General features: G+C 66.6%; 22 protein-coding genes and 2 pseudogenes. 18 read left to right on the forward strand and 6 right to left on the reverse strand.

The features are described 5' to 3' along the window. Positions 1-129: 129 nt before the first annotated feature. Positions 130-1,245, reverse strand: a complete 1,116-nt coding sequence (locus ACFV3E_RS12435; protein WP_500534641.1) for an alpha/beta fold hydrolase — start codon at positions 1,243-1,245, stop codon at positions 130-132. Between the two features lie 304 nt (positions 1,246-1,549). Here ACFV3E_RS12435 and ACFV3E_RS12440 point away from each other — a divergent pair, with 304 nt between their 5' ends. Both ACFV3E_RS12440 and ACFV3E_RS12445 read left to right on the forward strand, forming a co-directional pair. Beyond that, a complete protein-coding gene (locus tag ACFV3E_RS12440) occupies positions 1,550-1,999 on the forward strand; it encodes a MarR family winged helix-turn-helix transcriptional regulator (protein ID WP_500534642.1) in 450 nt (149 codons plus the stop codon). A gap of 312 nt (positions 2,000-2,311) precedes the next feature. Beyond that, positions 2,312-3,298 carry a nitrilase-related carbon-nitrogen hydrolase gene (locus ACFV3E_RS12445; protein ID WP_500534643.1) on the forward strand — a complete coding sequence of 329 codons (987 nt, stop codon included), beginning with the start codon at positions 2,312-2,314 and terminating at the stop codon, positions 3,296-3,298. Positions 3,299-3,441: 143 nt separating this feature from the next. Here the strand turns inward: ACFV3E_RS12445 and sigJ are convergent, their stop codons facing one another. Then, the gene (gene sigJ / locus ACFV3E_RS12450) at positions 3,442-4,290 is read right to left on the reverse strand and encodes an RNA polymerase sigma factor SigJ (RefSeq protein ID WP_500534644.1); all 849 of its coding nucleotides are present in this window, start codon (positions 4,288-4,290) and stop codon (positions 3,442-3,444) included. A gap of 405 nt (positions 4,291-4,695) precedes the next feature. Here sigJ and ACFV3E_RS12455 point away from each other — a divergent pair, with 405 nt between their 5' ends. The 3 genes from ACFV3E_RS12455 to ACFV3E_RS12465 all read left to right on the forward strand — a co-directional run bounded on the left by ACFV3E_RS12455 (position 4,696) and on the right by ACFV3E_RS12465 (position 7,143). Continuing rightward, complete coding sequence (locus ACFV3E_RS12455; RefSeq protein WP_500534645.1) at positions 4,696-5,109, forward strand: hypothetical protein; 414 nt, start codon at positions 4,696-4,698, stop codon at positions 5,107-5,109. A gap of 129 nt (positions 5,110-5,238) precedes the next feature. Continuing rightward, positions 5,239-5,907 carry a Type 1 glutamine amidotransferase-like domain-containing protein gene (locus ACFV3E_RS12460; RefSeq protein WP_500534646.1) on the forward strand — a complete coding sequence of 223 codons (669 nt, stop codon included), beginning with the start codon at positions 5,239-5,241 and terminating at the stop codon, positions 5,905-5,907. A 219-nt stretch (positions 5,908-6,126) separates the two neighbouring features. Then, entirely contained in the window at positions 6,127-7,143 is a 1,017-nt protein-coding gene (locus ACFV3E_RS12465) for an alpha/beta fold hydrolase (protein WP_500534647.1), read from the forward strand. A 240-nt stretch (positions 7,144-7,383) separates the two neighbouring features. On the opposite strand, the gene ACFV3E_RS12470 is transcribed toward ACFV3E_RS12465, so the two are convergent. Continuing rightward, positions 7,384-9,348 (reverse strand): SpoIIE family protein phosphatase, encoded by a 1,965-nt coding sequence (locus tag ACFV3E_RS12470; RefSeq protein ID WP_500534648.1) that lies wholly within the window; start codon positions 9,346-9,348, stop codon positions 7,384-7,386. A gap of 625 nt (positions 9,349-9,973) precedes the next feature. Between ACFV3E_RS12470 and ACFV3E_RS12475 the strand changes: the two genes are divergently transcribed. After that, positions 9,974-10,279 carry a GNAT family N-acetyltransferase gene (locus ACFV3E_RS12475; RefSeq protein ID WP_500534649.1) on the forward strand — a complete coding sequence of 102 codons (306 nt, stop codon included), beginning with the start codon at positions 9,974-9,976 and terminating at the stop codon, positions 10,277-10,279. 35 nt (positions 10,280-10,314) lie between these two features. Here the strand turns inward: ACFV3E_RS12475 and ACFV3E_RS12480 are convergent, their stop codons facing one another. After that, positions 10,315-10,944: a TetR/AcrR family transcriptional regulator gene (locus ACFV3E_RS12480; RefSeq protein WP_500534650.1), complete on the reverse strand. Its 630-nt coding sequence runs from the start codon at positions 10,942-10,944 to the stop codon at positions 10,315-10,317. A 730-nt stretch (positions 10,945-11,674) separates the two neighbouring features. On the opposite strand from ACFV3E_RS12480, the gene ACFV3E_RS12485 reads away from it, so the two are divergent. From ACFV3E_RS12485 to ACFV3E_RS12540, 12 genes and pseudogenes are all read left to right on the forward strand, one after another. Then, positions 11,675-12,718, forward strand: a complete 1,044-nt coding sequence (locus tag ACFV3E_RS12485) for a zinc-binding dehydrogenase (RefSeq protein WP_500534670.1) — start codon at positions 11,675-11,677, stop codon at positions 12,716-12,718. Positions 12,719-13,097: 379 nt separating this feature from the next. After that, positions 13,098-14,012 carry an NADP-dependent oxidoreductase gene (locus ACFV3E_RS12490; RefSeq protein WP_500534651.1) on the forward strand — a complete coding sequence of 305 codons (915 nt, stop codon included), beginning with the start codon at positions 13,098-13,100 and terminating at the stop codon, positions 14,010-14,012. A gap of 98 nt (positions 14,013-14,110) precedes the next feature. Then, complete coding sequence (locus ACFV3E_RS12495) at positions 14,111-14,452, forward strand: GNAT family N-acetyltransferase (RefSeq protein ID WP_500534652.1); 342 nt, start codon at positions 14,111-14,113, stop codon at positions 14,450-14,452. A 222-nt stretch (positions 14,453-14,674) separates the two neighbouring features. Further along, positions 14,675-15,271: a TetR/AcrR family transcriptional regulator gene (locus tag ACFV3E_RS12500; protein WP_500534653.1), complete on the forward strand. Its 597-nt coding sequence runs from the start codon at positions 14,675-14,677 to the stop codon at positions 15,269-15,271. Positions 15,272-15,536: 265 nt separating this feature from the next. Then, complete coding sequence (gene lpdA / locus ACFV3E_RS12505; RefSeq protein ID WP_500534654.1) at positions 15,537-16,922, forward strand: dihydrolipoyl dehydrogenase; 1,386 nt, start codon at positions 15,537-15,539, stop codon at positions 16,920-16,922. A 590-nt stretch (positions 16,923-17,512) separates the two neighbouring features. Beyond that, positions 17,513-17,899: a nuclear transport factor 2 family protein gene (locus tag ACFV3E_RS12510; RefSeq protein WP_500534655.1), complete on the forward strand. Its 387-nt coding sequence runs from the start codon at positions 17,513-17,515 to the stop codon at positions 17,897-17,899. A gap of 235 nt (positions 17,900-18,134) precedes the next feature. After that, positions 18,135-19,331 carry an MFS transporter gene (locus tag ACFV3E_RS12515; protein ID WP_500534656.1) on the forward strand — a complete coding sequence of 399 codons (1,197 nt, stop codon included), beginning with the start codon at positions 18,135-18,137 and terminating at the stop codon, positions 19,329-19,331. Between the two features lie 357 nt (positions 19,332-19,688). Continuing rightward, entirely contained in the window at positions 19,689-20,252 is a 564-nt protein-coding gene (locus ACFV3E_RS12520) for a dihydrofolate reductase family protein (protein ID WP_500534657.1), read from the forward strand. 326 nt (positions 20,253-20,578) lie between these two features. Continuing rightward, positions 20,579-20,856, forward strand: a pseudogene (locus ACFV3E_RS12525) (SAM-dependent methyltransferase); the annotation flags it as partial. Continuing rightward, positions 20,856-22,079 (forward strand): sensor histidine kinase, encoded by a 1,224-nt coding sequence (locus ACFV3E_RS12530; RefSeq protein WP_500534658.1) that lies wholly within the window; start codon positions 20,856-20,858, stop codon positions 22,077-22,079. The pseudogene ACFV3E_RS12525 and the gene ACFV3E_RS12530, both read left to right, overlap by 1 nt. After that, positions 22,076-22,861, forward strand: coding sequence for a response regulator (locus ACFV3E_RS12535; protein ID WP_500534659.1), 786 nt, complete (start codon positions 22,076-22,078; stop codon positions 22,859-22,861). Before ACFV3E_RS12530 ends, ACFV3E_RS12535 begins: the two co-directional genes overlap by 4 nt. Before the next feature lie 56 nt (positions 22,862-22,917). Beyond that, the gene (locus tag ACFV3E_RS12540; RefSeq protein WP_500534660.1) at positions 22,918-24,114 is read left to right on the forward strand and encodes a serine hydrolase domain-containing protein; all 1,197 of its coding nucleotides are present in this window, start codon (positions 22,918-22,920) and stop codon (positions 24,112-24,114) included. 185 nt (positions 24,115-24,299) lie between these two features. Here the strand turns inward: ACFV3E_RS12540 and ACFV3E_RS12545 are convergent, their stop codons facing one another. Both ACFV3E_RS12545 and ACFV3E_RS12550 read right to left on the reverse strand, forming a co-directional pair. Next, positions 24,300-24,560: a hypothetical protein gene (locus ACFV3E_RS12545; protein ID WP_500371275.1), complete on the reverse strand. Its 261-nt coding sequence runs from the start codon at positions 24,558-24,560 to the stop codon at positions 24,300-24,302. Between the two features lie 449 nt (positions 24,561-25,009). Continuing rightward, positions 25,010-25,273: pseudogene (locus tag ACFV3E_RS12550) on the reverse strand (IS110 family transposase); the annotation flags it as partial. Between the last annotated feature and the right edge of the window lie 354 nt (positions 25,274-25,627).

Consider the following 25,627-nt stretch of genomic DNA (forward strand, 5'->3'; position numbering starts at 1 on the left):
CACACCGATCCGTTCGGGCGGCAGGTGAACCGTGACCCGGTGGACGCTGGACCGGTGGGTGCGGGCTTGGAGGCAGGGCGGCTTTGCCGCGCTCGCTACGACAGACGGTCCAGGTCGCCCTTGTGGCGCCTACCCGCGGTTCCTTGCCGCGGCGGTGGCGCGGTAAGGGGCCAGGAACGCGGTGAGTGCCGCCAGCAGTTCCTGTGGGGCCTCCTCGGCAACCCAGTGGCCGCTGCCCGGGATGACCAGGGGCTGCACGTCGTCGGCCGCGAGCTTCATGGTGGTCGTCACTCCCTCTCCGACGCTTTGCGCTCCACCGATGGCGAGGACGGGGATGGTCAGGCGTCGCTTCACGCGGTCGGCGTTCTGCGCGAAAGTGGTGTCGAGGTCGCGGTACCAGCCGAAGCTGCCGCCCAGCGCGTGGCGGTGCGAGGTGAGGGACTCGATGTAGTACCGGACGGCGTAGTCGGGCAGCTTTCGCGCGGCCTTGGTGTCGAGCTGCCACCCGAAGTAGACGTCCTCCCGGCCTGCGACCAGGAGCTCGTTGACGTCGTCGAGCCGGTTGAAGGGGAAGTGCCAGAGCATGTTGTTGGCCTGGGCGGGGCCGAGCAGAGGCGGCGAGGGCGTCACACCGGGAATGATGGCTTCCGCGACGGCGAGGCGGTCGACGCGGTGAGGGTGGTCCGCTGCGAGCGCGTAGCCGATCGGCATGCCGGTGTCATGGCCGACGACCGCGAAGCGTTCGTGGCCGAGGGTGTCCATCAGCGCGGCCAGGTCGTTCGCGAGGGTGGCGGTGTCGTAGCCGTCGCGGGGCTTGTCGGTCAGCCCGATCCCGCGCTGGTCCACGGCGATGACGGTGAAGTTCCGCGCCAGCACCGGCATGACCATGCGCCAGGCGTACCAGTTCTGCGGCCAGCCGTGTATCAGGAGCAGGGGCGGCCCGTCGCCGCCGACGACGGCGTGCTGACGTATGCCACCGGCCTGGATGATCCGGCTGGTGAACGTCCGAAGGAACCCTTCGGGGAGCCCGGGAACACCGGACACGGATCCGAAGCCCTTCGGGTTCTGCCGCGGAGCGGCCGTGGCGGGCAGAGCGGAGACACCGGTGAGCGCGAGACCGGCAGTCACGGCTGCCGCGCCACCGACGAAAGCGCGCCGGGAGACTTGGCGCGGCGGCTGGTCCGGGTGCGATGACGGCATGCCGGGACCAACCTGGCCGGGCGGTTCGATGGGGGAGGGGTTCACACTCGGTTCCTTTTGCGGTGGTGATCAAACGGCGCCGGCGGGGCAAGACGCCAGGCGACGGGGCGCGGCCAGTGCCCGATGGCGTGACGCTGCGCCTGTACGAGCTGCCTTGCGTCCCTGCATGCGGCATGCGTGCACGCACGAGGAACAAATGGGAGCATATGCTCCAATTTTCGGAAGGGCAATGCGATGTGTTCTGGGTCATTCAGGAGGAGGGGTCCGACCTCACGTCGGCACGGCTGGTGGGCCTTCCCAATTAAGAGTAGATGCTCGTATAGTGCACGGGAAGCCTGTGGAGGACGCAATGGCAAGTGCTACGTCGAAGGCGGACCTGTGCAACAACCTGGCGCTGCGGAAGGCGTCGCGGTACCTCGGCGCGACGTACGACAAGGCGCTGGCCCCGCTCGGCCTTCGGGCGACGCAGTTCAGCATCCTGCAGCAGCTCTGCGTTCACGAAGAGATGACGATCACCGCCCTTGCCGACGTGATCGCCATGGACCGCACGACCATGGCCTCCTGCCTCAAGCCCCTCGCTCGCGAGGGACTCGTCACCGTCGAGCCGTCGGCAACCGACCGCCGTGCACGCATCGTCGCCGTCACGCCCGCCGGCCTGGCCCGGATGAAGGCGGCACTCCCGCGGTGGGAAGGGGTGCAGGCCGAATTCGAGGAGGAGTTCGGTGCCGAGAACGCGGCCCGGATGCGCGCCTTGCTCGATGCCGTCCTCGACACCGGCTTCGATCCCTGGGCTGAGTGAACACTGCGACTGAGCTGTGCTGGGCGCTCGTGCGGCTGTGCTTGGGTCCGTCGCGCACAGGCGAGGTCTTTCGTGGCAACGTGGTGCAGACGTGTCGTTCTCTTGCCCTTCCACAAATAGGAGCATGTGCTCCTATTGGTGAGGTGGTGGCCCGCAGGGGCCGCCTGAAGAGAGTGGTCAGCGCGCAGCTCAGCGCCTTCCCCGGCTCCAGGCCTCTTGAAGAGGCCGGTTCCAGTGCCTGCCGAGCCCCGCCTCCGGTCATCGCAACCGCCGAGAGTTCGCTGACCCCGCATCGTGAGAAGGAACCCCGTCATGACCCTTGTGAAGGCAGCTGCCGTCCAGATCAGCCCCGTGCTCTACAGCCGTGCGGGCACGGTCGGGAAGGTGGTGGAGAAGATCCGTGAGCTGGGACGGAAGGGTGTCCGGTTCGCGGTCTTCCCGGAGACCGTTGTCCCGTACTACCCCTACTTCTCCTTCGTGCAGCCGCCTTACACCATGGCCAAGGAGCACCTGCGGCTGATGGAGGAGGCGGTGACCGTGCCGTCCGCCGACACGGATGCGATCGGCGCGGCGGCCCGCGAAGCCGGTGTGGTCGTCTCGATCGGCGTCAACGAACGTGATGGCGACTCCCTGTACAACACACAGCTGCTGTTCGATGCCGACGGCACGCTGCTCCAGCGCCGCCGCAAGATCACGCCGACGTACCACGAGCGCATGGTCTGGGGTCAGGGCGACGGCTCCGGGCTGCGTGCCGTGGACAGCGCCGTCGGCCGCGTCGGCCAGCTCGCCTGCTGGGAGCACTACCAGCCCCTCGCCCGCTACGCCCTGATCGCCGACGTTGAGCAGATCCACGCCGCCATGTTCCCCGGCGCGTTCGGGGGTCCGCTGTTCGCGCCGCAGATGGAGGTGGCCATCCGTCAGCACGCGCTGGAGGCAGCCGCTTTCGTCGTCAACGCCACCGCCTGGCTCGACGCCGACCAGCGGGCGCAGCTCGCGGCGGACACCGGTGCCCCGGCCGGGGTGTTCTCCCAGGGGTTCTTCACCGCCATCGTCGACCCCGAAGGCGGCATCATCGGCGAGCCGCTCACCTCGGGTGAGGGAGAGGTGATCGCCGACCTGGACCTCACGATGATCGACCGGCGCAAGCGCCTGATGGACGCCCGGGGCCACTACAGCCGCCCCGAATTCCTCAGCCTGCAGATCGACCGCACCCCCACCGCACCGCTGGTTGACCGCAGCACCCACACGCCGGTCCAGCGCGTCCACATACCCAACGACGGCCTGCACTCGGAAGTCTGAGGCCACCCCGCGTCAGGAGGCGTTGCCGCGGGTGGCACGCCTCCTGCCCGGTGCCAGGGCACGTCCGGACCGGCCGGCCTCGCGGAGAATGCCGGTCAAGCAGAGCACGGTGTGTCCTTGGAGCGCCCCGCCCGGCGTGAGGATCACACGTGCGCAAGCTTGTCCGGGTTGAGGACCCTGCGGTAGGCGGTGATCAGGCCGTCCTTGATCTCCACCGTGTCCACGGAGACGGCTCGCCCATCCCTGCGGAGGAGGAGCGCCGGCTCGCCTCCGACCTCGATGACCTCAATACCGTCCGCGCGCAACAGGCGCCCCGCCCGCATCATGACCATGGCGATGCGCGCGCCGCCCCGGATGAGCTTGCGCGCCGCGGCGACCCTGCCGCCACCGTCGGTGACATATACGGCATCGGGGTGCAGCAGACGCACCAGGGCGGCCATGTCCCCCGCTTCGTAGGCGCTGCGGAAGGCGGCGATGAGGCGCTCGCGCTCCGCCCGGGAGGCGGCTACGGTGCGCTGCCTGGCCCCGGCCACCTTCCGCCGTGCTCGTGAGGCGAGTTGTCGGGCGGCCGCCACGGAGACGCCGAGCACGTCGGCGATGCGGCTGAACTCGAGACCGAACACGTCATGGAGTATGAAGGCCACACGCTCGGGCGGCTTCAGTTCTTCCATCACCAGGAGCATCGCGGATCCGACCGATTCGTCGACCAACACCGGCTCAGAGGCGTCCGGCCCCGTCAGCAGGGGCGCCGGCAACCACGGCCCGACATAGGTTTCCCTGCGGGCGCGGGCGGACTTGAGGATGTCATACGACCGTCGCGCTGCCACCGTGACCAGCCAGGCCCGCACATCACGGACGTCGCGTAGGTCGGCTGTGGCTGCCCGCAGCCATACGTCCTGGGCCACGTCCTCGGCATCGGCCACGCTACCGAGCAAGCGGTACGCCGCTCCGAAGACGGCGGGCCGGAGGGCTTCCCACTCGTCCTCGAGCATCCCAGGTGGCCTGGGTGTATGCCTCACGTCCATCGACGTGGCCTCCTTCGCCCCGGTGTCCAGGTGAGCACCTCCCTGCACCGGGAGTACATGTTGAGAGAGGCGCATGTCGTGCAGACCTGTCAGTCGCGCCCGAGGGCTCGGTGCACATGTCGCCTCGGCGGCAGCGTGCGCTGGCGCCTCTGCCGGAACGTCGAGCGATATGTGACCAGCGGGTTCGCCGGGCCTCAGCAATAGGAGCATATACGCTTAGTGTCGAGGTCCCCGACAGGCCTCGCCCCGCACGGCCGGATCGCAGGTTTGCCCTCGATGAATTAAGAGCATATGCTCGTATTTGTCGTCGGAATCACCGGCAACCGACCGATACGCAAGCCGCCCCGGCCGGATCTTCGAAGGAGACACGACATGGCGAACGTGGAAAGCAGTGACACCGACCGCCAGGGACTCAGCTACTACCCGTGGTGGCTGGACAACCTGGCCGACGACGTCACCCTGGAAGGCGCTGCCATGAACGGCACCGCGCGTGGCGCGGAAGCGGTTCGCGCCATCGTGGTCAAGGCCCGTGAACTGTATGAGTTCCAGGACTTCAGCTTCACCGGAGACTTCGGTGACAACGGCTTCCTCGAGATCTACGAGGCCTCGGTCCTCGGCGAGCCCATGAAGGTCGTCGTCACGGTCACCTGCGACGCCGCCGGCCAGGCCCAGGAACTCGCGGTGCTCCATCGGCCGCGAAACACGCTGCTGCTCTTCTCCCGCGAGATGAACAAGAAGTTCGCCGGCACCCCCCTGGCCGAGCACTTCCTCGCCGACGAGTCCTGAGGGGATGGTCCCCCCGACGGCTCTCAGTGCCCAGCCCAGGCGCTTCTTGGGCGGTCCGCCCCGGTCGGCCACGAGGGGGTGGAACCTAGGTCCGTTGCGCGCGCCCGCCAGTCGTGCTTGGCTCGCCCGATGGACTTTCTCTTGACGGCAAGTGGCCTGCGCAACGAGACACTGCGGGATGCGCTGCGGGACATGCTGGGAAAGCCGTTCGGATCGGCGAACGTCGTGTTCGTTCCCACGGCGTCGGTCGCCGAGCCCGGGGACCACGGGTGGGTGGTCGAGGACATGAACCGGCTGCACGGCCTCGGCTGGCGGGAGTTCGACGTCCTGGAGCTGAACGGCCTGCCCCGGCAGATGGTGCTCGACCGACTGCTCCACGCCGACGTCATCTATGTCGAGGGCGGCAACCACTACCACCTTGCGCGCAGCATCACCGGCAACGGCTTGGCCGACGGCTTCCTGGAGGCGCTGGAGAACCGGGTCTATGTGGGGGTCAGCGCCGGATCAATGATCTTCAGTCGTCATCTCACCGGGCACTCCGCCGACGTCATCGGGGACACTGCGGACCTCCACGTGCTCGGCGCGACGACCGTGGAGCCGCCGTTCGGCCTCTTCGACTGGTATCTCAAGCCCCACCTGTACTCGCCGGATTTTCCCGAGCGGGATGACGCCTGGGCTGATCGCATCGTTGCGCGGGCGGACTTTCCGATCTACTTCATCGACGACGAGACAGCCGTTCGTGTCAGGGACGGCAAGATGGATGTCGTCTCTGAAGGCCGGTGGCGGTTCCATCCGTGACTCAGCTCCCGGTGGAGAGTCCCGGACAGGTCAGTGCGGCGCCTAGGGGGCCGCACTGACGCGAAGCTCCGCATCCGCCGGGCAGTGACTCCGAGGGGTATTGAACGGCCTGTGGCGTGAGACCTTCGGTAAGGTACTGCGCCGGACCGATGGGTGGCTTCACCGTACTCACACGTCTAGTGTGGAATAACGAGATAGCGACTCCAAGTAGGTGCATCAATGAGCATCGGAATAGGAAAGACCAACAGGCTCATCGCGGCATTGAAGACCCTCCTGGCAATCTCCGTCACCTCGGGCTCCGGAGGATGGGGCGAAAGCCGCGGGCATAGTTCAATGGTGGAGCCGTCGCCGTCGACTTACCCGCAATCTCAACCACCTGCTGGTTTTCGGTCCAAGTACGCGGAAGTGAATGGCTTCCGTATGCACTACATGCAGGGCGGCGAAGGCTCGCCCGTGGTAATGATCCACGGGTTCCCTCAGACGTGGGCCGAGTGGCGGCAGCAGATGGGTCCGCTCTCCAGGACCCACACCGTGATCGCCGTCGACCTGCGTGGCACTGGCGACTCACAGGTCACGAAGAGTGGTTACCAGGCCGCGCAGTTGGCTGAGGACGTGCATCAACTGCTCGAGCAGCTGGGACTCAACAACGGCATCCAGGTAGTCAGCCACGATGTTGGCGTGTGGGTCGCCTATGCCTACGCGGCGCAGTGGCCGTCGGAGGTGCGCCGCATGGCCGTGATGGAAGCCCCCATTGCGGATGACAGCGCCTACAGCTTCCCCGTTCTGAACGTTGACCCGAACAAGCCCTCGCCGTGGCACTGGGGCATGTTCCAGATGCCTCTCGCCGAACACCTCATCGCCGGTCACGAGCGTGTCTTCATCCAGGAAATGATCACTGCGTACCTGGTGGGCAACAAGTCACCGTTCACGCCGTCGGACTATGACTACTACGCCCACTTCCTGAAGGAGCCCGGCCGCACGACGGCGTGGATGAGCGTATACCGTCAGCTCCGCGCGAACGTTCAGCAGAACAAGGAGTTCCTGGCCCGGGGCAAACTGAAGATGGCCATCCTCGCCGTCGGCGCGCAGGATTCCTTCGGTGGAATGATCGTTGACCAATGGCGTGATTACGCCGAGAACGTCGAGGGACGTGTCCTGAAAAATTCAGGACACTTCGTGACAGAGGAGAAGCCACAGGAAGTGACAGCCATGCTGCAATCCTTCCTGCAGAATTAGCTTTCACGGTAAAAAGCCTGTTCCGACTTGTCGTCTGTCGTGGTCAGAGGGCAACTGCCACGCCCTGGAGCGGCAGACGGCGACGACATCCGCGCCGCTACAACCCGGCCATCGTCAGTCGGCTGCACGCCGTTCACGAAGAGCGAGGGCAGGACGCTCGCCCCGGCACCCGGCGCAGGGCGTAGCGCCGGTAGGTCACCTGCGCCCAACCGCCGCGATCCTTCCCGAGCCGAGCACCTCCTAGGTGCGCCGGATGACCAGCACGGCCACGTCGTCGAGGTGGTCTACGGCGAGCACGGCATCGAGGATGAGGTCTGCCGTGGCCTCGACGTCGAGGCGGTCATGGAGGGCGCGGCCGGCCAGTGTTCCCGCTCGCTCCAGTCCGGCTTCCAGCGTCAGGCCCGGTCCTTCGACCAGGCCGTCGGTGACCATGACCAGCGCGGTGCCTTCCTCCAAAGTGAAGGTCTCCTCGGGGTAGTCGATATCGGGCAGGACTCCCAGGACAGGCCCTCCGGGAAGTGTGCGGATGCAGTGGCTGCCGTCCTCGCGTGCGTGGACTAGCGGAACGTGGCCTGCGCTGGTGCCGATGACCTGACCGTCGCGCGGATCGACATGCAGCATGGTGCAGCTGGCGAAGCGTGGTGCGTCCATCGTGGTGAGCAACTCGTTGGTGCGTGTCAGCACCGTTCCTGGCTCAGGCTCGTGGGCGGCGATCGCGCGCATGGACGAGCGCACCTGTCCCATGAAGACCGCGGCATCCACGTCGTGCCCCTGGGCGTCGCCGATCTCGAGTGCGACCGCACCGTCGGGCAAGAAGAACGCGTCGTACCAGTCTCCGCCGATATCCAGCCCGTCCCGGCTGAGTTGATAGCGGACGGCGACCTCCAGGCCCGGGAGGTGCTCGGGGAGCGTGGGGAGCATGCTCTGCTGGACCGCCGTGGACAGCTCGACGTGGGCCTGCTGCAACCTGATGCGCCTCAGGGCCTGGCCCGCCAGATCGGCCAGAGTGGTCATGAAGGCGAGCTTCTCCAGGGACGGAGGGCGCTTACTGTCATACGTCACTGCCCAGGCCCCGAGTGGCCGGTCGCCCGGCGGGCTGAGAGGAGTGATCGACATGGCGACATCTGGGCCAGGCCGTGCCTGAGCCGCACTGGTATCACTCAGCCAACACCGTGCGAGTTCCTCCTGGTTGGCAATGAACTGCGGCTGACCGGTACGGATCGCACAGGGCAACGGCCGGTCCTCGTCCAGCGGCAGACCGAGCAGGGCATCGGTCTGCCATGTGGGGATCCCGGCGTCCGAGGAGACCCGCAGACGCCCGTCGTCGACGAGCGCGAAGAGGGCGCCGAAACCGCCGTAAGCCGCGGCGAGCCGAGTCAGGACGACCTGCTGCAACTCCTGCTCGGTGGCGGCACTGAACAGGGCGGAGGAGAACGCGGCGATCTCATCCGCGCGTCGCCGCTCAGCACTCACCGCAGCCAGCATGTCCTTTCGGTGCGTTTCCATCGTGGACTCGTCGCGGATCACCCCGAAGACCCGTTCGGGACCGCCGTAACCCAGCGTGATCCGGCGGGCTTGGCTGGCCAGCATGCGCCAGCCGTCGTGCTCGGTATGGAACCGCGACCTGATCCACGGGGACTGGGCGACGGACGAGCGCACGAGCCGCTGCACGTCCTTCCGGTCCTCAGGGTGCACTCGCCGGATCACCATGGGCAGGGACATCGACGCCTGCGGGAAGAGTGCGGCCAGGGCGGGCTCGCCACCCAGCCACTCGATCCGGTGCTCATCGGGTGAACACATGTAAAGGCCAAGGCCGGCGGCCTTGGCTGCAAGGTCAAATGGGATCAGCAGGCCGCCGAGGTCATGTCGCGCGTCCAACGAGTGCACCCACACAAGCCGCTCGCCATCTGCGGGGTCCGTTACCGGCCGCGCTTCGACCAGGCAGACCACAGACGCTTCGCCCGTACCAGGGAATTCCAGCACCCGCATTGCGAGCCTCTTCGTCGTGGCCCCGTGCGCCAGCAGGCTCCGGGCCGAGATCCGCTGATCTTCGGACAGCAGGTCACTGAAGCGGCGGCCTACGCACTGTTCCTCTGGCCTGCCCAGCGCTGAGGCCATTGCGGCGTTGAGACAGCAGATGACACCGTCCAGGGTCAAAAGAGCCGACGGTGTGGCCCTCTGTAGGAGTTCGTCCGAGGCGTCCATCTGCCGCTCCCTGACCATCATCGAGCGATATAACCCCCGATAGAGGCAATAATCCTATCTGCCGGAGAATAGGTCGCGTCCGCTGGGAGCCGGGCGCGAAGCTGCGCGGTAGCCCAGCCGACAGCAGGTTTACCTGTGAGGCGATTGCCGCCGAGGCGGAATTCGTGACCAACGGTCCCTGGGGCGTCGTCGCGAGCGACATGACCGCGGTCTGCGTACCCGCGATGACCGGCGCGCCGTCTGCTTGCCATGGATGGGGCGTCCGGTGCCGCTCCGTGCAGGATCCAGAGGGGTGAACCTTCCTCAACAAGGCAGAGCGCCGCTGGTGAGGAGCGCTGCATGCGGGCAAGGGTGCAGCCTCCCCTCCCTCGCGGGTCGCAGTATGCGCCGACGGGATGCTGGCCCGGGATTAGGACTGGACTGTTTCGTCCACTTCACCTAGGCTGAAACGCGCTGCGCCAGAGCCGGGGCAGGCGGGCTTTTACGCCGACCGGTCAGAGGCTGGACCTCTTCACGGCGGCCGCCGATCGACTTCTGGCAACTTTCCCACTGTGGGGCCTTCGTGACGGACTGGAGGGCTGAAATGCCTGACGTTATATTTTCAGACGCGGAATCGTCCGTGGCGGTGAGCAACAACGAGAAGGGGCGTCGCTATGAGATATCCGTAGCCGGTGAGACGGCTGGCCACATGGGTTATCGGGAAATTGGTGATCGGCGCGTATTGATGCACACGGTCATCTACGACACATTCCGAGGGCGCGGTCTCTCCAACGTCCTCATAAAGAGCACCTTGGACTTTCTGAGCATCCACGGAAACACCATTTCAAATTACTGTCCAGTCGTCGACAGGTTCATACACAAGAATCCCGAATACATCAGCCTGGTCGACGCGAAACATTCAGGCACCTGGGTCTCGCCTTCATCGAGCTGACCTAGCCGCCGGTCCGCCAACGCTGAGGATCCGGCTCAGCCCACGACGTAGGAGCGTACGTAGTTCAACGCCATCTGCATGGAGACGCGCATCGGCTCAACGTCCTGGGCGGTCTGAGCCAGCAAGTAGCCGCCCTGCAAGGCAGCCATGACAGCAGTGGCGAGCTGCTGCGGATCTGCCTCTTCATGTAGCGAGCCGTTCTCCTGCATGCGCTTCAAGCCTGCCGAGATGAGCTGCTGCCACTCAGCGAACGTCTCGGCAAGCTTGCTCCTCGATGTCGGGTCCTGCGCCGCCCGCGCGCTGACGAGCGAGCCCAACGCGCACCCGTAGGCACCGTTCTGCAAAGAGTTGAGATGGATGACCTTGTCGCTCCATCGCTCGAGCGCGCGAATGGAATTCATCCGCTCCAGCATTTGGCGATCACGGTTCAGGACTTGATCGGCCCGCAGCTCGATGACGCTGTGGACAAGCTGGTCTTTGTCCGCGAAGTGGCGATACAGCTGAGATTTGCTCGTCCCGCTTGTCGCTCGTACGTCGTCGAGTGAGACCGAGTTGACGCCTCTCACGTAGAAAAGGTCGGCAGCGGCCTGAACAATGCGGTCGCGGGTGACAGCCCCACGTGGGGTCAGGCGCCGCTCCTGCCTAGGAGCATCTTCTACGGACATGTGCCCGATATTACTACGCGCGATCACCGGGTCTGCGGAAGAGTCCGAGAGCGCTGCCGACCCGCGCTTGGGGGTACCAGTCGGCTGCTCCGTGCCCACCGGGGCGTCGAGCGCATGAGGTGCGGCCTTCGCAGGTGCGCGTGACGTGCGTGACTTGCCTGTCACATGGACCACCTCTGCCTCTCACTGGATGCGAACCGAGGAAGGCTCGAATGTGGGCCCGACCTCCCCTCACGATGACTTCTGGGCAGCAGCCCGCGCCGACATGCATCAGGTCCCCGCGAGCACGGTGCCCGGCGATGGCGACATTCACAGGCGTCACTGCATGGACTGCATGGTCCTCTCGTTTGCGTTATAACGGAAGAGGACGGCGGGCTCCACGTCTTATGGAGTTGATAACCGACGATTATCGGTGGCGTTCCGGGCGGAGTGACAACTCCTTTAGCAGTGGTCGAGGGGCTGCGCAGTCCAACCGGCGGCTGTTGCTCCGCACCGACGAGTGCGCGTTCAGACGGCTCGGGCACGACACCCATCGGAACAGTAAGCGACTCTGTTCCGTAATCGACGCCAGCGCTGTGTGGTCACTGGAAAAGGTGCGATGGCGGAGCAGGGGCGAACTCGAATCGACATGGAAGGTCGCCACAAGTCCATCAGCAGCGTTCTCTTGTCGGCGGCCAGCCGAAACGCACCACCACTCCCGCAGGCACCACCTGGAAAAGGAGCATCACTGATGCGCGCAACACTCATGTACGGCGCTGGCGACGTCCGCGTCGAGAACGTGCCTGATTCCGTCATCAAGAACCCGACCGACGCCCTGGTCCGGATCACCGCATCCTGTGTCTGCGGCACGGACCTGTGGCCGTACGCCTCGCTGAAGCCCGAGGACGGTCCCGTACGGATGGGCCACGAGTTCATCGGCATCGTTGAAGACACCGGCTCGGAGGTGACCACCATCAAGCGCGGCGACCTGGTCGTTTCCCCCTGGAGTATCTCCGACAACACTTGCGAGTTCTGCCGTCAGGGCCTGCACAGCTCCTGTGTCCACCCACAGGCGAACTTCTGGGACGGCGAGGCGGAAGAGGGCGCTCAGGCCGAAGCCATCCGCGTCCCGCTGGCCGACGGCACTCTCGTCAAGCTCCCTGCCACCGCGGACTCGGCGCTCATTCCCTCCCTGCTGACGCTCTCCGACGTCCTCTGTACCGGCTACCACGCCGCCGTGTCAGGCGGAGTCAACGAGCGCACCCGCGTCACGGTGATCGGCGACGGGGCCGTCGGCCTGATGGCGGTCCTGTCCTGCAAACGGCTGGGTGCCGAACAGATCGTCCTCATGGGCCGCCATCAGGCGCGCACCGACCTTGGCCGCGAGTTCGGCGCGACCGATGTGGTCTCCGCCCGCGGCGAGGAAGGCGCCGAAACTGTCCGCGAGCTCACTGGCGGGTACGGTCCGCACGCGGTCCTGGAAGCCGTCGGCACCAGGCCCGCCTACGATCAAGCCCTCGCCATCATCCGGCCGGGCGGAGTCATCAGCCGGGTTGGCGCCCCTCAGTACGAGGAAGCACCCATTGGCATCGGCAGCCTCTTCCGCCACAACATCCGCCTGGCCGGTGGCCCCTCACCGGCCCGCGCCTACATCGAAGGACTTCTGCCCGACGTCCTGAGTGGCACGGGTGAGCCCGGGAGGGTCTTCGACGCCACCACTGACCTCGACGGCGTCCCGACCGGCTACCAGGACATGGCGGACCGCAGAAGCCTGAAGGTGCTCATCAAGCCCTGACCCCGGACACGCATTCCGTGCCGGCCCCGGGTGGCCGGCCGCCCGCTCGTCGGCGCCAGGGCGCAATGGTAGGCAGCCGCGGCTGGCCGCGGAGACCAATGGAGCGCGGGTGTGATCCGCCGGCTGCCTGAGGTGTCGTCCGCATGCGCGGCGGGTTGGTCCCCAGGGCTGTCCGTCGTCGCCATCGTCCCGGAGACCCGCTGCAGGCGCCGACGGGGCTGACCCGGCTTCCTTGAACGGGACTATCTCGACCAGTCGTAGACCTGAGTATGCTGTTAGAGTCCAGATAGGGCCAAAATTATGGACCTTTTAGTTCACTTTAGTTCTGCGGTTGGACGTGCGTGGCGCGCGGACGATGACGGGATGCAGGGAGTACCCGATGAAGGCGATCGTTGTGACCGATCAGGCCGCGGGAACGGCCGGAATGAGGTTGGCGGAGCGCCCCACGCCCGAGGCGGCGGGGAACGATGTGCTTGTTGAGGTTCATGCGTCCGGATTCACCCCAGGGGAGCTGACGTGGCCTTCGAACTGGACGGACCGCCTCGGCCGCGACCGCACTCCGTCGATCCCCGGTCATGAGCTCGCCGGAGTGGTCAGTGCCCTCGGCTATGGCACGACGGGGCTGTCCGTGGGACAGCGAGTCTTCGGCCTCACGGACTGGACCCGCGACGGCACGTTGGCGGAGTATGCGGCCGTCGAAGCACGTAACCTCGCGCCGCTGCCCGCCGACGTTGACTTCACGGTAGGCGCGAGTCTGCCGATCTCGGGCCTGACGGCGTGGCAGGGCCTGTTCGAGCATGGGCGTCTTCAGCCGGGGCAGAGCGTCCTCGTGCACGGTGCGGCCGGCGGAGTCGGATCGGTGGTGACGCAACTGGCGCGCGAGGCGGGTGCTTACGTCATCGGCACCGGACGTGCCGCCGATCGTCAGGCGGTGCTCGACTTCGGCGCGATGGAGTTCGTCGACCTGGACGACGACACGCTGGAAGACGCCGGTGGAGTTGATCTGGTCTTCGACGTCATCGGTGGCGACATAGGGAAGCGATCCACGAGCCTGATTCGAGCCGGAGGAACGCTGGTGACCATCGCCGGCCCGCCGGAGGCGCGACCTGCGGACGGCCTGGCCATCGACTTTGTTGTCGAGTCTGATCGCGTCCAGCTGCGTGAGGTGGTCCAGCGGGTGCGGGACGGACGGCTGCGTACGGTCATCGGCAACGTCGCGACCCTCGATGATGCCGTCGCGGCTTTCAATCCGACCGCGCGGGTCAGGGGAAAGACCATCATCCGCGTCCGCTGAAGGGTCATCAACCTCCAAAGAGGACGATCTAGTCCACTAGGTGATCGACAGGATTGCCCCGTCATCCAGACGGAGCCAGCACAGATACAGGAACAGCGATGGCCAAGGTGCTGTGGACTGACACGAGCGGCTCGATCAGAGTCCTCAAGGACGAAGACAACAGGTTCTACGAGGTTCAAGAGAACGGCGACTATGCAGGGCTGCTCGCATACGAGCACAAGGGCGCTCAGTACAGCCTGACGCACACGTACGTCCAGGAGGGTTACCGTGGCCGCGGCCTGGGGACCGCGTTGATCCGCGAGGCGCTGTCCGACCTGGTGAAGGAAGACGCGGCGGTCACCAACCGGTGCCCTGTCGTGGATCGCTTCATCGAGAAGTATTCCCAGTTCCGCGAGATCCTCGATCCTGGGTCGCGGGCCGTCGATGATGCCCGCAACTGAGGCGCTCGCCTACGGCGGAGCGAGGTGCGGCGGGGTAAGCGTGACTGCCGAAAGCCTCGTCGCCATGACAACGGGTTTCCCGAGCGAGCAGGCGGCGGCGAGCGGTGAGTCGAGAGAGGCCGCTGGCAAGCCGGTGTCGGTGATGACCGGCGCCAACGGTAAGCCCCGCACTGCGCCCTCACGCGTCGCCATCGATTCCACATCTCTCAGAAGGGGCAGAGAATGGCGATCACCAGCGGATCCATAGCACGGGTTCGCATGATCCAGGCCGCTGCAGACCTCTTTTACGTCAAGGGTGTCAACTCGGTGACCCTGGATGACGTGCGAGCGGTGAGCGGAACCAGCAAGTCCCAGTTCTACCGCCATTTTCCAGACAAGGACGAGCTTGTACACAGTGTGATCGAGTTGCGTGCCCAGCAGATTCTCGATCGCGACCGACGGCACCTGGAACAGATGAGCTCCTTCCAGGCCCTGGAACGCTGGAACGATTCGATCATCCGCCTCAACTCTCTCCAGGATGGAGCCTACGGGTGCGCTCTGGGTGCGCTCGTCGGATCCCACGCGCCTCAGGATCCCGCGGCCCGAAACCTGCTCGCTGAGAAGTTCTGCGAATGGCAGGAGTTGATCACGGCAGGCCTGCGCCGGATGCAGGAGAACGGCTCGCTCAAGGAGGAGGCCGATCCTGCAAAGCTCGCTGTGTCCGTGATGGCCGCACTGCAGGGAAGCTACTTGCTCGCCCAGATGACACGCGACGTCGAACCGATGCGCATCGCCATGGATATGGCGCTGGCCCAAGTGAAGACATACACCGTGGGCTGATACGCGGTGCACGAGGCAGCACGAGAGCTGCTCGGCCTGGACCTGCGGGTTTGCCGCCCGTGCGCGCCAACTCTCGTGACCCGTACGGACAGCACACGCGTCCGCCCGTCCTCCCTCCCACTCTCCCCCAAGAAGGTCTTGCGCTTTCCTCGCACCATGGACTGATCAGTCCTTTGGGGTGGAGTGCCATAGGAGCAGTGCCGCCACAACCGGGGGGCGGCGCCGACCGGGCAACCCGTCCGGCAGACCGCAAAGGAGCAATGACATGAACGACAACGAAGAGCCCTACGACATGGTCGTTTTCGGGGCCGGCAGCGCCGGGTACGCAGCCGCATTGCGCGGAGCCCAGCTCGGGCTCAGCGTCGCCCTGGTCGAACGTTACAAGCTCGGGGGCACCTGCCTCCACAACGGCTGCATCCCGACCAAAGCGATGCTGCACGCGGCAGAACTGGCCGATCAGGCCCGCCATGCTCGCGACGTGGGGGTGCGCTCGTCCTTTCAAGGCATCGACATGGAGGCCCTGCACGCTTACAAGAACAGCGTCGTCTCAAGCCTCTGCAATGGGCTCACCGGCCTTGTCGACGCACGCGGCATCACCTATGTGGAAGGAGAGGGCCGACTGTCATCAGCGACCTCTGTCGACGTCGGAGGCCGCCGACTCACGGGCCGCCACGTCGTACTCGCTACCGGCTCCGTTCCAAGAACCCTGCCCGGACTGGAGATCGACGGACGGCGAGTGATCTCGTCGGACCACGCTCTCACCCTCGACTGCGTCCCCAAGTCCGTGATCGTGCTCGGCGGGGGAGTAATCGGCGTCGAGTTCGCCTCCGCGTGGTCGTCGTTCGGAGCCCAGGTCGCCGTTGTCGAGGCCCTGCCACACCTTGTCCCGACGGAGGACGAGACCGTCTCCAGCCGGTTGGAGACGGAGTTCCTCAAGCGGGGTATCACCCTCCACCTCGGTGTCCCCTTCGTCAGCAGCGAATACACGCAGGACGGCATCCGCGTCCGTCTGGCAGACGGCAAGGCGCTGGAAGCCGACCTCCTGCTCGTGGCCGTCGGACGAGGCCCTGTTTCCCAAGGGCTGGGTTTCGAAGAGGCGGGTGTCGCAATGGACAAGGGGCACGTGCTGGTTGACGAATACATGCGCACCAGCGTCCCCACCATCTCCGCCATCGGCGACCTGGTCCCCACTCCGCAGCTTGCACACGTCGGCTTCGCCGAGGGCATCCTCGTGGCCGACCGAGTGGCCGAGAAGACTGCTGTGCCGATCGACTACGACGGCGTCCCGCGCGTCACGTTCTCCCGCCCTGAGATCGCGTCGGTCGGCCTGACAGAAGCCAAGGCCAAGCTGACGTACGGGGCCGAGAACATCGACTTCGTCGTTTACGACCTCGCGACCAACGCTCGTAGCCGCACGTTGAGAACGGAAGGGCACGTCAAGGTCATCCGGAGGAAGGACGGGGCAGTCGTCGGTGTTCACATGATCGGCGACCGGATCAGTGAGCAGATCGGGGAAGCGCAGCTCATCTACAACTGGGAAGCGCGTCCTCAGGACGTTGCCGGCCTCGTCCACGCCTATCCGACACAGGGTGAGGCGCTCGGTGAGGCAGCTCTCGCGCTGACGGGCAAACCGCTGCACTCGCAAGTCTGACCCTGCGAAAGCACCGCTCGGCGACCACGGTGCGTAGCAGCCAAGCCCGTCACCGGCCTCCGTTCAGTCGTGGTCCCAGCACTGCGCAGGCGCCCGGGCCGGCCCCGGGCCGCCACATCTCGCCGTCCACTGTCACCTGTTTTTCCGAAGAGCTACCCAGTCCATACTTCACGGCGCTGCGTCCAGGCGTTGAACCTCTGATCTGCGCATTTCTTGGAAAGTGATCGACAATTCCAAGGACAAGAGGACTTGACAGTCCCGTTTTGCTTTTGAGAAGCTTGATGAAAGCTCGTCGCAACACTGGCCTTCGGTCGGAGCTGGAGCCGCCCCGACTTACACCCAAGGCCCGGGCTCCCAAGAGGCCGCGGCGCGCGAGAGCCGTCTGTCTCTTCACCCAGATCGCGACGGCTGCATTCCATAGCGAACGCGAGGCATTCCCAATTTGCGGTGGTCTCCCTGATGGCCTCGTTCGCCGCGTCGACCAGCACCTGATCGACAGACACAACAGTGCGCGCCGGCACGGCGTACGCGGCACCGAAACGACAGCCCACCTGCAGCGACGCCGCAACACGCAGGGAAGGAACAAGAAAGTGAAGGACACCAACACCAAGCAGTCCATCGAAGATCTGGCGATCCTCGAGCAGCTCAACAATGACTACGTCCACTCCGACCAGTTCAACGACGTCCAGCGTTTCAGCGAGCTGCTGGCCGAGGACTTCGTCGTGCAGACTCCGGGTGTCACGCGCAACCGTGCCGAGTTCCTCGAGTACATCGCCAAGCCGCGGCCCTTCAAGGATCTCGCTGTGCACGACGTCAAGGTCCGCATCCTCAGTGACGTTGCCCTGGTCCACGGCCGCGCCACGTACACCATGCTCGCCGACGGAGCGGCTCAGGAAGCCCTGTACACGGACACCTACCAGAAGCGTGAGGGTGGTTGGGTCTGCGTCTCGGCCTGTGCGATCGCTCCGGGCACCTGACCCGACCACGCGGTCGCCGAGACGACGCGACCTCAATCCAGCACTCACCCAAGTCCGCACAGTTTGCGAACACCACCAGCGGAATAGGCGCCGGTGTGGCCGTCAACGCCGTCGGCCAAGCCGGCGCTGTCCGCATGCGAACAGGCCACGACCCCGCCAGAGCGTCCACGACCGACATCCGGACCTGACGTACCGACTCATGGAAAGGCACTGCTCGATGCAGGACGTGGCACCAGTGATCAACCTGACCCGCCGGGGCAGACCGCTCCAGCTGGCATTCTCCTCTGCGGTGGTCTCCCTGGTGGCCTCGTTTGCCGCGTCGGCCGCACCGATCCCCTTGTTCAACACCTACCGGGCCGAGGACGGGTTCACCAACGCCGGCATCTCACTGGCCGTCGTCAGCAACTCCATCGGCACCATCGCCGGACTGTTGGTGCTGGGACGGCTGTCCAATCACCTGGGCCGACGGCCCACCGCAATCGCAAGTCTCGGCCTGCTCCTGCTGGGCTGTCTGCTGCTGCTGAACGTGCACGACATCGTGACCCTGCTGTCCGGTCGGCTACTGATGGGTGTCGGTACGGGGGTGGCCAGTAGCAGCCTCACCTCCTATCTCGTCGACGCCGCACCCACCAGACCGGAATGGTTGGCCTCCGTCGCCTCCAGCCAGGGACCCATGCTCGGCCTCACCCTGGGCGCCATCGCCTCCGGCGCCCTGGTCCAGTTCGGCCCCTGGCCACGCCATCTCATCTACCTGGTCTGCGCCGGTTTCCTCGTACTGTCTGCCGCACTCATCGTCATCAGTCCGGAAACCGCGAAGCCGACGCCGGGTGCTTGGCGATCACTGCTACCCCGGGTCCGCATACCGGTCCGAGTCAGGCACCTGCTCCCTGTCGCCGCCGCGGTGTTCCTCGCGACCTGGGCGACCGGGGCTTTCTACCAGGCCTTCATGCCCGCACTGGTCGCAGATCAATTCCACACCCACAGCCCGCTCATCCTCGGACTGTTGTTCGCCTTTTACATGGCCCCCAGCGTTCTCGGCGCTCCCATCGGTGGCCGGTTCACATCCGCGGCGGCCCAACGAATCGGCATGATCATCTTCCTGGCCGGATGGATCGGCATCATCACAGCGATCGCCATAGGCACACTGACGTTGTTCATCGCCGCAACCATCATCGCCGGCACCGGTCAAGGCATCGCCATCAGTTCCGCCACCCGCGGCCTGCTTCATGGCAGCACCCTCGCCGACCGGGCACCGATCTTCAGCGCCGTCTACCTGCTCTGCTACAGCGGAGCCGCCTTCCCCAGCCTCATCTCCGGCCAACTCTCGAACGCCTTCTCGCTACCGCAGATCGCCCTCGGATACGCCGTACTCGCCATCGTCGCCACCCTCTTCAGCGTCCTGGCTGCACGCGACCCGCACACCGATATGTAGACGCACGTCGATGGCCGCACGGATCAGCGCAAGGAGCCAGAACCGGGTCGACGCCCGCATTGTCTCGACGCGGCGCTCGAGGCGGTCGGCAGGGCCAACGTGTCCCCGGCGTCGTACGCGATTTCCGGAAGGCCCAAACGATCTGACGTAGCTGTCCGGCAAGTTGCGGATTGTCGGCCGCGTACCAACAAGCGGCGCCGTCGCTCGGCCGGCCGAATCGTCACCGCCTTCAAATCGACCGAGGTGACAAGGGTAAGACGGTCAACGAGGTTCGCTAAGGTCGTGGTTACAACGGAGACCCCCACTACATCACAACGGGGACAGACGAGAACCGTTACCTGACGGAAGGCCGGCGCCATGCGGAGACTGCTCTACGGCATGAACCTGTCCCTGGACGGCTATGTCGCCGCGCCCGGCGACGACCTCAGCTGGGGCGGGTCGAGCGACGAGCTGTTCCAGTGGTGGCTCGATCAGGAGCGGGCGATCAGCCTGTTGCTGTATGGGCGCAAGCTGTGGGAGACCATGAGCGCCTACTGGCCGACCGGCGACGAGCAGCCGGGCGCCACCCCGGCGCAGATCGAGTTCGCGCGGAACTGGCGGGACACGCCGAAGGTGGTGTTCTCCTCGACGGTCGACAAGGTCGACTGGAACACTCGCCTGGTCACCGGCGACGCGGTCGCGGAGATCACTCGGCTCAAGGCCGAGGACGGTGGGCCGATGAGGGTCGGTGGCGCAGCGCTCGCCGGGGCGGCGATGCGGGCCGGGCTGATCGACGAGTACGCGATCGTCACCCATCCGGTCCTGGTGGGTGGCGGCACACCGTTCTTCACCGCGCTGGACAGCTGGACGAACCTGAACCTGGTGGAGACACGGACGTTTCCCGGCGGCGTGGTCCTGACCAGGTACGAGACGAGGCGCTGAACGCGCTGGTCGAGCGGTGGGACATCGACGACGACCAGCGACGGATCGGGTCACGTCCACATGGCGTCGGCGAGCGGTTCGCCGTCGAACAACAGCCGCTGCGGGTATGGGAGCGGTTGCGGACGCTGCTGCGGGTCACGCTGTACGCGGCGGCCCGTGATGGCGCAGTGCCGGAGCCGGCCTGAGTCGCAGCCGGAGGGGTGTTCCCTCGCGCGCCTGCTCGGCCTCGGACGGGACCTGATCGAACACAAAGCGTTTCGGATCAATATGCGTGCGTGGGCTCGCCCGACGATCGGCAGTTTCCGCCCCCTCCATCGGCGAGGCGAAGGACTCTGCTGGATGCCCTTCCATCCGGCAGTTACCTCGTGCTGAGCCACCCGACACTCGAACCCGGCGGCGCCGGTAACGAGGAGGCGATAAGGTTCTGGAGCGACCATGCCACTCCTCGATCGTGGCCCTCAGCCGGGCAGAGGTCGCGTCCTTCGCCGAGGGCCTGGACCTGCTGGAGCCCGGGATCGTGTTCTGCTCGCGCTGGCGCCCGGACCACCAGGCCGAACAGGGTCCGGAAGTGGCGCAGTTCGGCCTGGCCGCCGGAGAACCCTGATGCCGGCCGGTCACCTGAGGCTCCTCGCCTCCCGTATCCGTCAGCCGCTCACCAGTCCCTGGACGGTGGACGCGGGGCTGATGCTGCTCGTGCAGGCTGCCGAGACCATCCCGTTCGTCGTCCCGCGCGCGCAGGCACTGCCGCCCGCCACTTGGGCGTCGTACGGCCTCACGACGCTCGGCGTGCTGCCCCTGCTATGGCGGCGCCGGGCGCCAGTGACCGTGCTTGGCGCGGTCCTTGCCGCGCAGGTGCTCTACCGGTTCACGCTCGACGGACCTGGGCAGCCGCTGCCGTACAACGCGCTGGTGGCGCTCTACACGGTTGCCGAACTGACCCCGGCCAGGTGGCGCATCCCCGTGGCCGCGGGAACGCTTGCGCTGATATTCCCTTCGGTGGCGCTCAACTCCGGTGAGGCCAGGGAACTGCTGTTCTCGCTGTTCCTCTTCGGCGCTGCGTACGGGTTCGGCAGGCTCACGCACACCCGGAAGGCCTACACGGCCGCTCTGGAGGACCGGGCAACTCAGCTGGAGCGCGCGAACCGCATCGAGGTGGAGCAGGCGGCAGCGGCCGAACGGGCCCGGATCGCACGGGAGATGCATGACATCCTCTCGCACGCGGTGAGCCTGATGGTGGTGCAGGCAGAGGCCGGCCCCGTCGCGGTCCGTACGGCGCCGGAGCGTGCCGAGGCCGCGTTCGAGGCCATCTCCGAGACGGGGCGGGACGCGATGACGCAGCTGCGCAGGATGCTGGGGGTGCTCAGGCAGGACACGGAGGCCCCGGAGCCCGCGTCCCGCAAACCCCTGCCCGCTCTGTCCGATCTTCCGCTGCTCGTGGAGCAGGTGGCCTCGGGCGGCCTCGCCGTCGAGTACGTGACCGTGGGCTTTCCGGGGTCCCTGCCGCCGGCTACCGAAGCCACCGTCTACCGGATCGTGCAGGAGTCGCTGACCAACGTGGTCAGACATGCCTCCGCGGAATCCGCAACGGTGTGCGTGGAGCTGGGCACCGAGACCGTGGAGATCACGGTCACCGACAACGGCAGGGGAGTCGCGGTCGGTACCGGCGGCAGGCCGGGCAGGGGCCCGGGGCACGGTCTGATCGGGCTGCGGGAGCGGGCCGCGGCGCACGGCGGGACCGTCCAGACGGGTCCGGGCCCGGACGGCACAGGGTTCCAGGTGAGAGTGCGGTTCCCGGTCGCCGATGTCTTCTTGGAGGTGGACGGGTGACCATTCGGGTGGTGGTGGCCGATGACCAGGAGCTGGTACGCAGCGGCTTCGCCATGATCCTCGACGCCCAGCCCGGCATCGAGGTGGTCGCGGAGGCGGCTGACGGGGCCGAGGCGGCCGAGGCCGTGCGGCTCCACGGCGCGGACGTGGCGCTCCTGGACGTCAGGATGCCGGGCACGGACGGGATCGAGGCGTGTCGCGCCATCATTGCCGCAACCGACTGCCGAACGATCATGCTCACCACCTTCGACTCCGACGAGTACGTGTACGAGGCGCTCCATGCGGGAGCGAGCGGCTTCCTCCTCAAGGACGTCAGGCGCGACGATCTGGTCCACGCGGTGCGGGTGGTGGCCGAGGGCGATTCCCTGCTCGCCCCCACGGTGGCGCGCCGGCTGGTCGAGGAGTACAGGAGCCGGCCCCGGCCGGCCTGGGCGCCCGCGTCGGACCGGCTCGACGCGCTGACCGCCCGCGAGCGCGAGACCCTGCTGCACCTCGCCCGGGGACTGTCCAACGCCGAGATCGCGGCCGCGCTGACGGTCAGCGAGCACACCGTGAAGACCCATGTCGGCAACGTGCTGGCGAAGCTCGGGCTCAGGGACCGCATCCAGGCGGTCATCTGCGCGTACGAGACCGGACTCGTCACCGCGGGGGGACCGGCCGCCGCCGGGCTCCCGGTACACGATCCCTCTCGCGGAGGAGGCGGGGCCGCCGACTCCCCCGCGGGGGCGAGTAGACGTGCGCACCAAGACCGCTCGCCCGGGCGATCCGCTCGGGGGCTGTGATCAACAGGATGGCAGGCAACGGCTCGCGCCGTTTCCCGTCGTCAGGAGATCACAAGATGAACGCCCGTACCCGTACCGCCCTGCCCGCTCTCCTCGCCCTGACCGCCGTGGCCTTCCCTGCGGCCCAGCCGGCTGTGGCGACTACGCCCCTGTCGCCGCCCTCGTGTACCTCCGCCGCGCACATGGGCGGGCTCGACACCGAGGCGTTGTGCGCGGCGCTCGGCTCCCTGCCCGACTCCGACACCACCGCCGCGCTCGTACGCGTCGGCGGCACGGACGGCACGTGGCGCGGCAGCGCGGGCGTGCACGACCTGGACAGCGGACGCCCAGCCGATCCGCACGGCCGTTTCCGGGCCGGCTCGGTGACCAAAGTGTTCACGGCAGCGGTGGTCCTGCAACTCGCCGCCGAGCGAAGGGTGAACCTGAGCGCGCCCGCACGCCACTACCTGCCGGCACTGATTCCGGTGGCCTACAAGGACGTCACCGTGCGGCAGTTGCTCAACCACACGAGCGGCATCCCGGCGGCCGACATGCCGGGCGACACCATCGAGGAGGCCTACGCCCATCGGTTCGATGTCCACACGCCCGAGGACATGGTGGAGAACGCGACCGCGAAGCCGACCGAGTTCGCGCCCGGCACCCAGCAGCACTACCTCAACATCAACTACGCCGTGCTCGGTCTGCTGATCGAGAGGATCACCGGACATGCCTACGAAGAGGAGGTCGGCCGGCGCATTCTGAGGCCGCTGCGGCTTCAGAACACCTCGTACCCCGGCACCGACCCGCGCATCGAGGGACCCCACAACCACGGCTACCAGGCCTTTCCACGCCCCGACGGCTCGACCGAGCTCCGCGACGTCACGGTGTGGGGCCAGACGCAGGGCTACGCGGCGGGCGACATCATCTCCACCACCGCCGACTTGGAACGGTTCGTGCATGCGCTGTTCACAGGTCGTGTGGTGCCTCGGTCGCAACTGGAGGAGATGTTCACCCTGCCCGACGCGTCGGTGCGTGAGTACGGCTCGGGCGCCCCGGCCTCCTACAGCGCAGGGCTGTCCAAGATCAATCTCGGCGGCCGCGAGGTCTGGGGCAAGACGGGCAGCCGGTACGGCTACACCAGCGTGATCGCCGCCACCCGCGACCTGTCCCGCACGATGGTGATGAACGTCGGTGCCACGGACGCGAAGGGCGAGGACATGAATTCCACCGAACTGGCCTTGCTAGTGGCTGCGTTCGGGGTTCCGTCCGCTTGAGCCCGGTGGCGCTCCGCGCCTCGGAGTCATCGCGATGGTGCCTCCTCGCCACGCCCGGGGCAAGCCCGAAGAAGGGTGTGACACGACGAACCGGCCCCGCCACGCCCTCGAGGAGGCGAGTCGGGGCCGGTTCCGGTTCGGGTCGCCGCCACCCCTACGCGCGGGTTCCGGCGTCGGCTACGGGGTCAGCGGTGGCACTCCTGATGGGCGGGGCGCCAGACGCGCGTCCACTTGCCGGGGTGCCAGCGGTGGTGCCGGTCCCGGAACCCCGGGTGCCACTGCCGTGCCCAGTGGCCCCCCACCTTCGCGCAGTGGTGCGACGCTTTCGGCGGCCGGTGGTCCTGCGGAGCGGCCGACGCGGTGCCGACCGTGCCGACGACCGCGCCCGCGGCCAGGGCCACCGTTGCCGCGCCCAGGGCCGCGGCCCTCTTCAACCCGTTGATCATGTTCAGGCCTTTCCGTACGAACCGGGGCTGACGCCCCGGGACTGCCCGGACCGTTCGGCCGGGCATGCACTGATCCTCACCCTCCGACGCCGCCAAATCACCGCAGAACACCGCTTCTCACGAAATACAATTGAATTTCTCATGCGGCTCAAATAGTCATATATGCGCGTCAATGGTGTAGTCCCTCACGCGTCGCCGACCTGCACATGCAGCGCCGCTCGCGGGTCACGGCGCTGTGAACACACAGACCGGGCCTCGGAGTTCCAGCTGTACAGCATGGTGGTCAGGCGGCGGTGGCCACCGCGTCCGACAGTGACGAGGGTGTCGAACTGCTGCTTGCCGAGCAGCGCGGAGATGGCTTCGGCGGGCGGTGGGCGAGGCGCTGGTCAGCTCAGTGGCGCGATCACGTGCCAGTTGGGTGCGGTCCCGAAGAAGGACGGGGCAGGTATGACGACGCGGGTGCGGTCATCGGCGAGGTCGCGGCGATGGCCAGTGAGGACCTTGAGGTCGGCGACCAGTTCCTCGCCGGGCCGCAGAGAGTGCAGATCCCGGCGCATCCGGGCCTGGTCGGCGATGATCGCCGCGTCTTTCGCGTCGGTCTTGCCCAGTTCCTGCTCGTCGTTGCCCACTCGCCGTGACAACAGCCGCTTGCCGGTGTCGTCGATCACCACGCAGTGGTGGTGGGTCCTGCCGGCGTCGATACCGGCCCAAATCGCTGTCGCGCGCTCTCAACGGGTCGTTGTTTACCTGCACCACAGACGACCTCGCTGGCGAGTCCCTACTCAGCGATCGGATCGCGATTCCTCATCAGCAGCCGAGTCGTCGGGGGCGTCGGGCGGCGAATCGTAGGAAGCCACAGACGGCAGACCGCTGAAAGCCACACCCGACACCCCTGGGTGAGCCAACCCTACGAATGGCTCGCTTACCCCGATCAACAAGGTAGGGACCACTGAGAACAGCGGACTCAATCATCTAGAAGACTGCTGAAAATCTTGTTGTGGGACTGCCCCGGCCGGAGGCCGGGCGGCCCTTTCGTTTATGCGGTGGCTGGGGCGATGTGCCAGGTG

The organism is Streptomyces sp. NPDC059718 (genome assembly GCF_042733315.1).
In the GTDB taxonomy this organism is placed as follows: domain Bacteria; phylum Actinomycetota; class Actinomycetes; order Streptomycetales; family Streptomycetaceae; genus Actinacidiphila.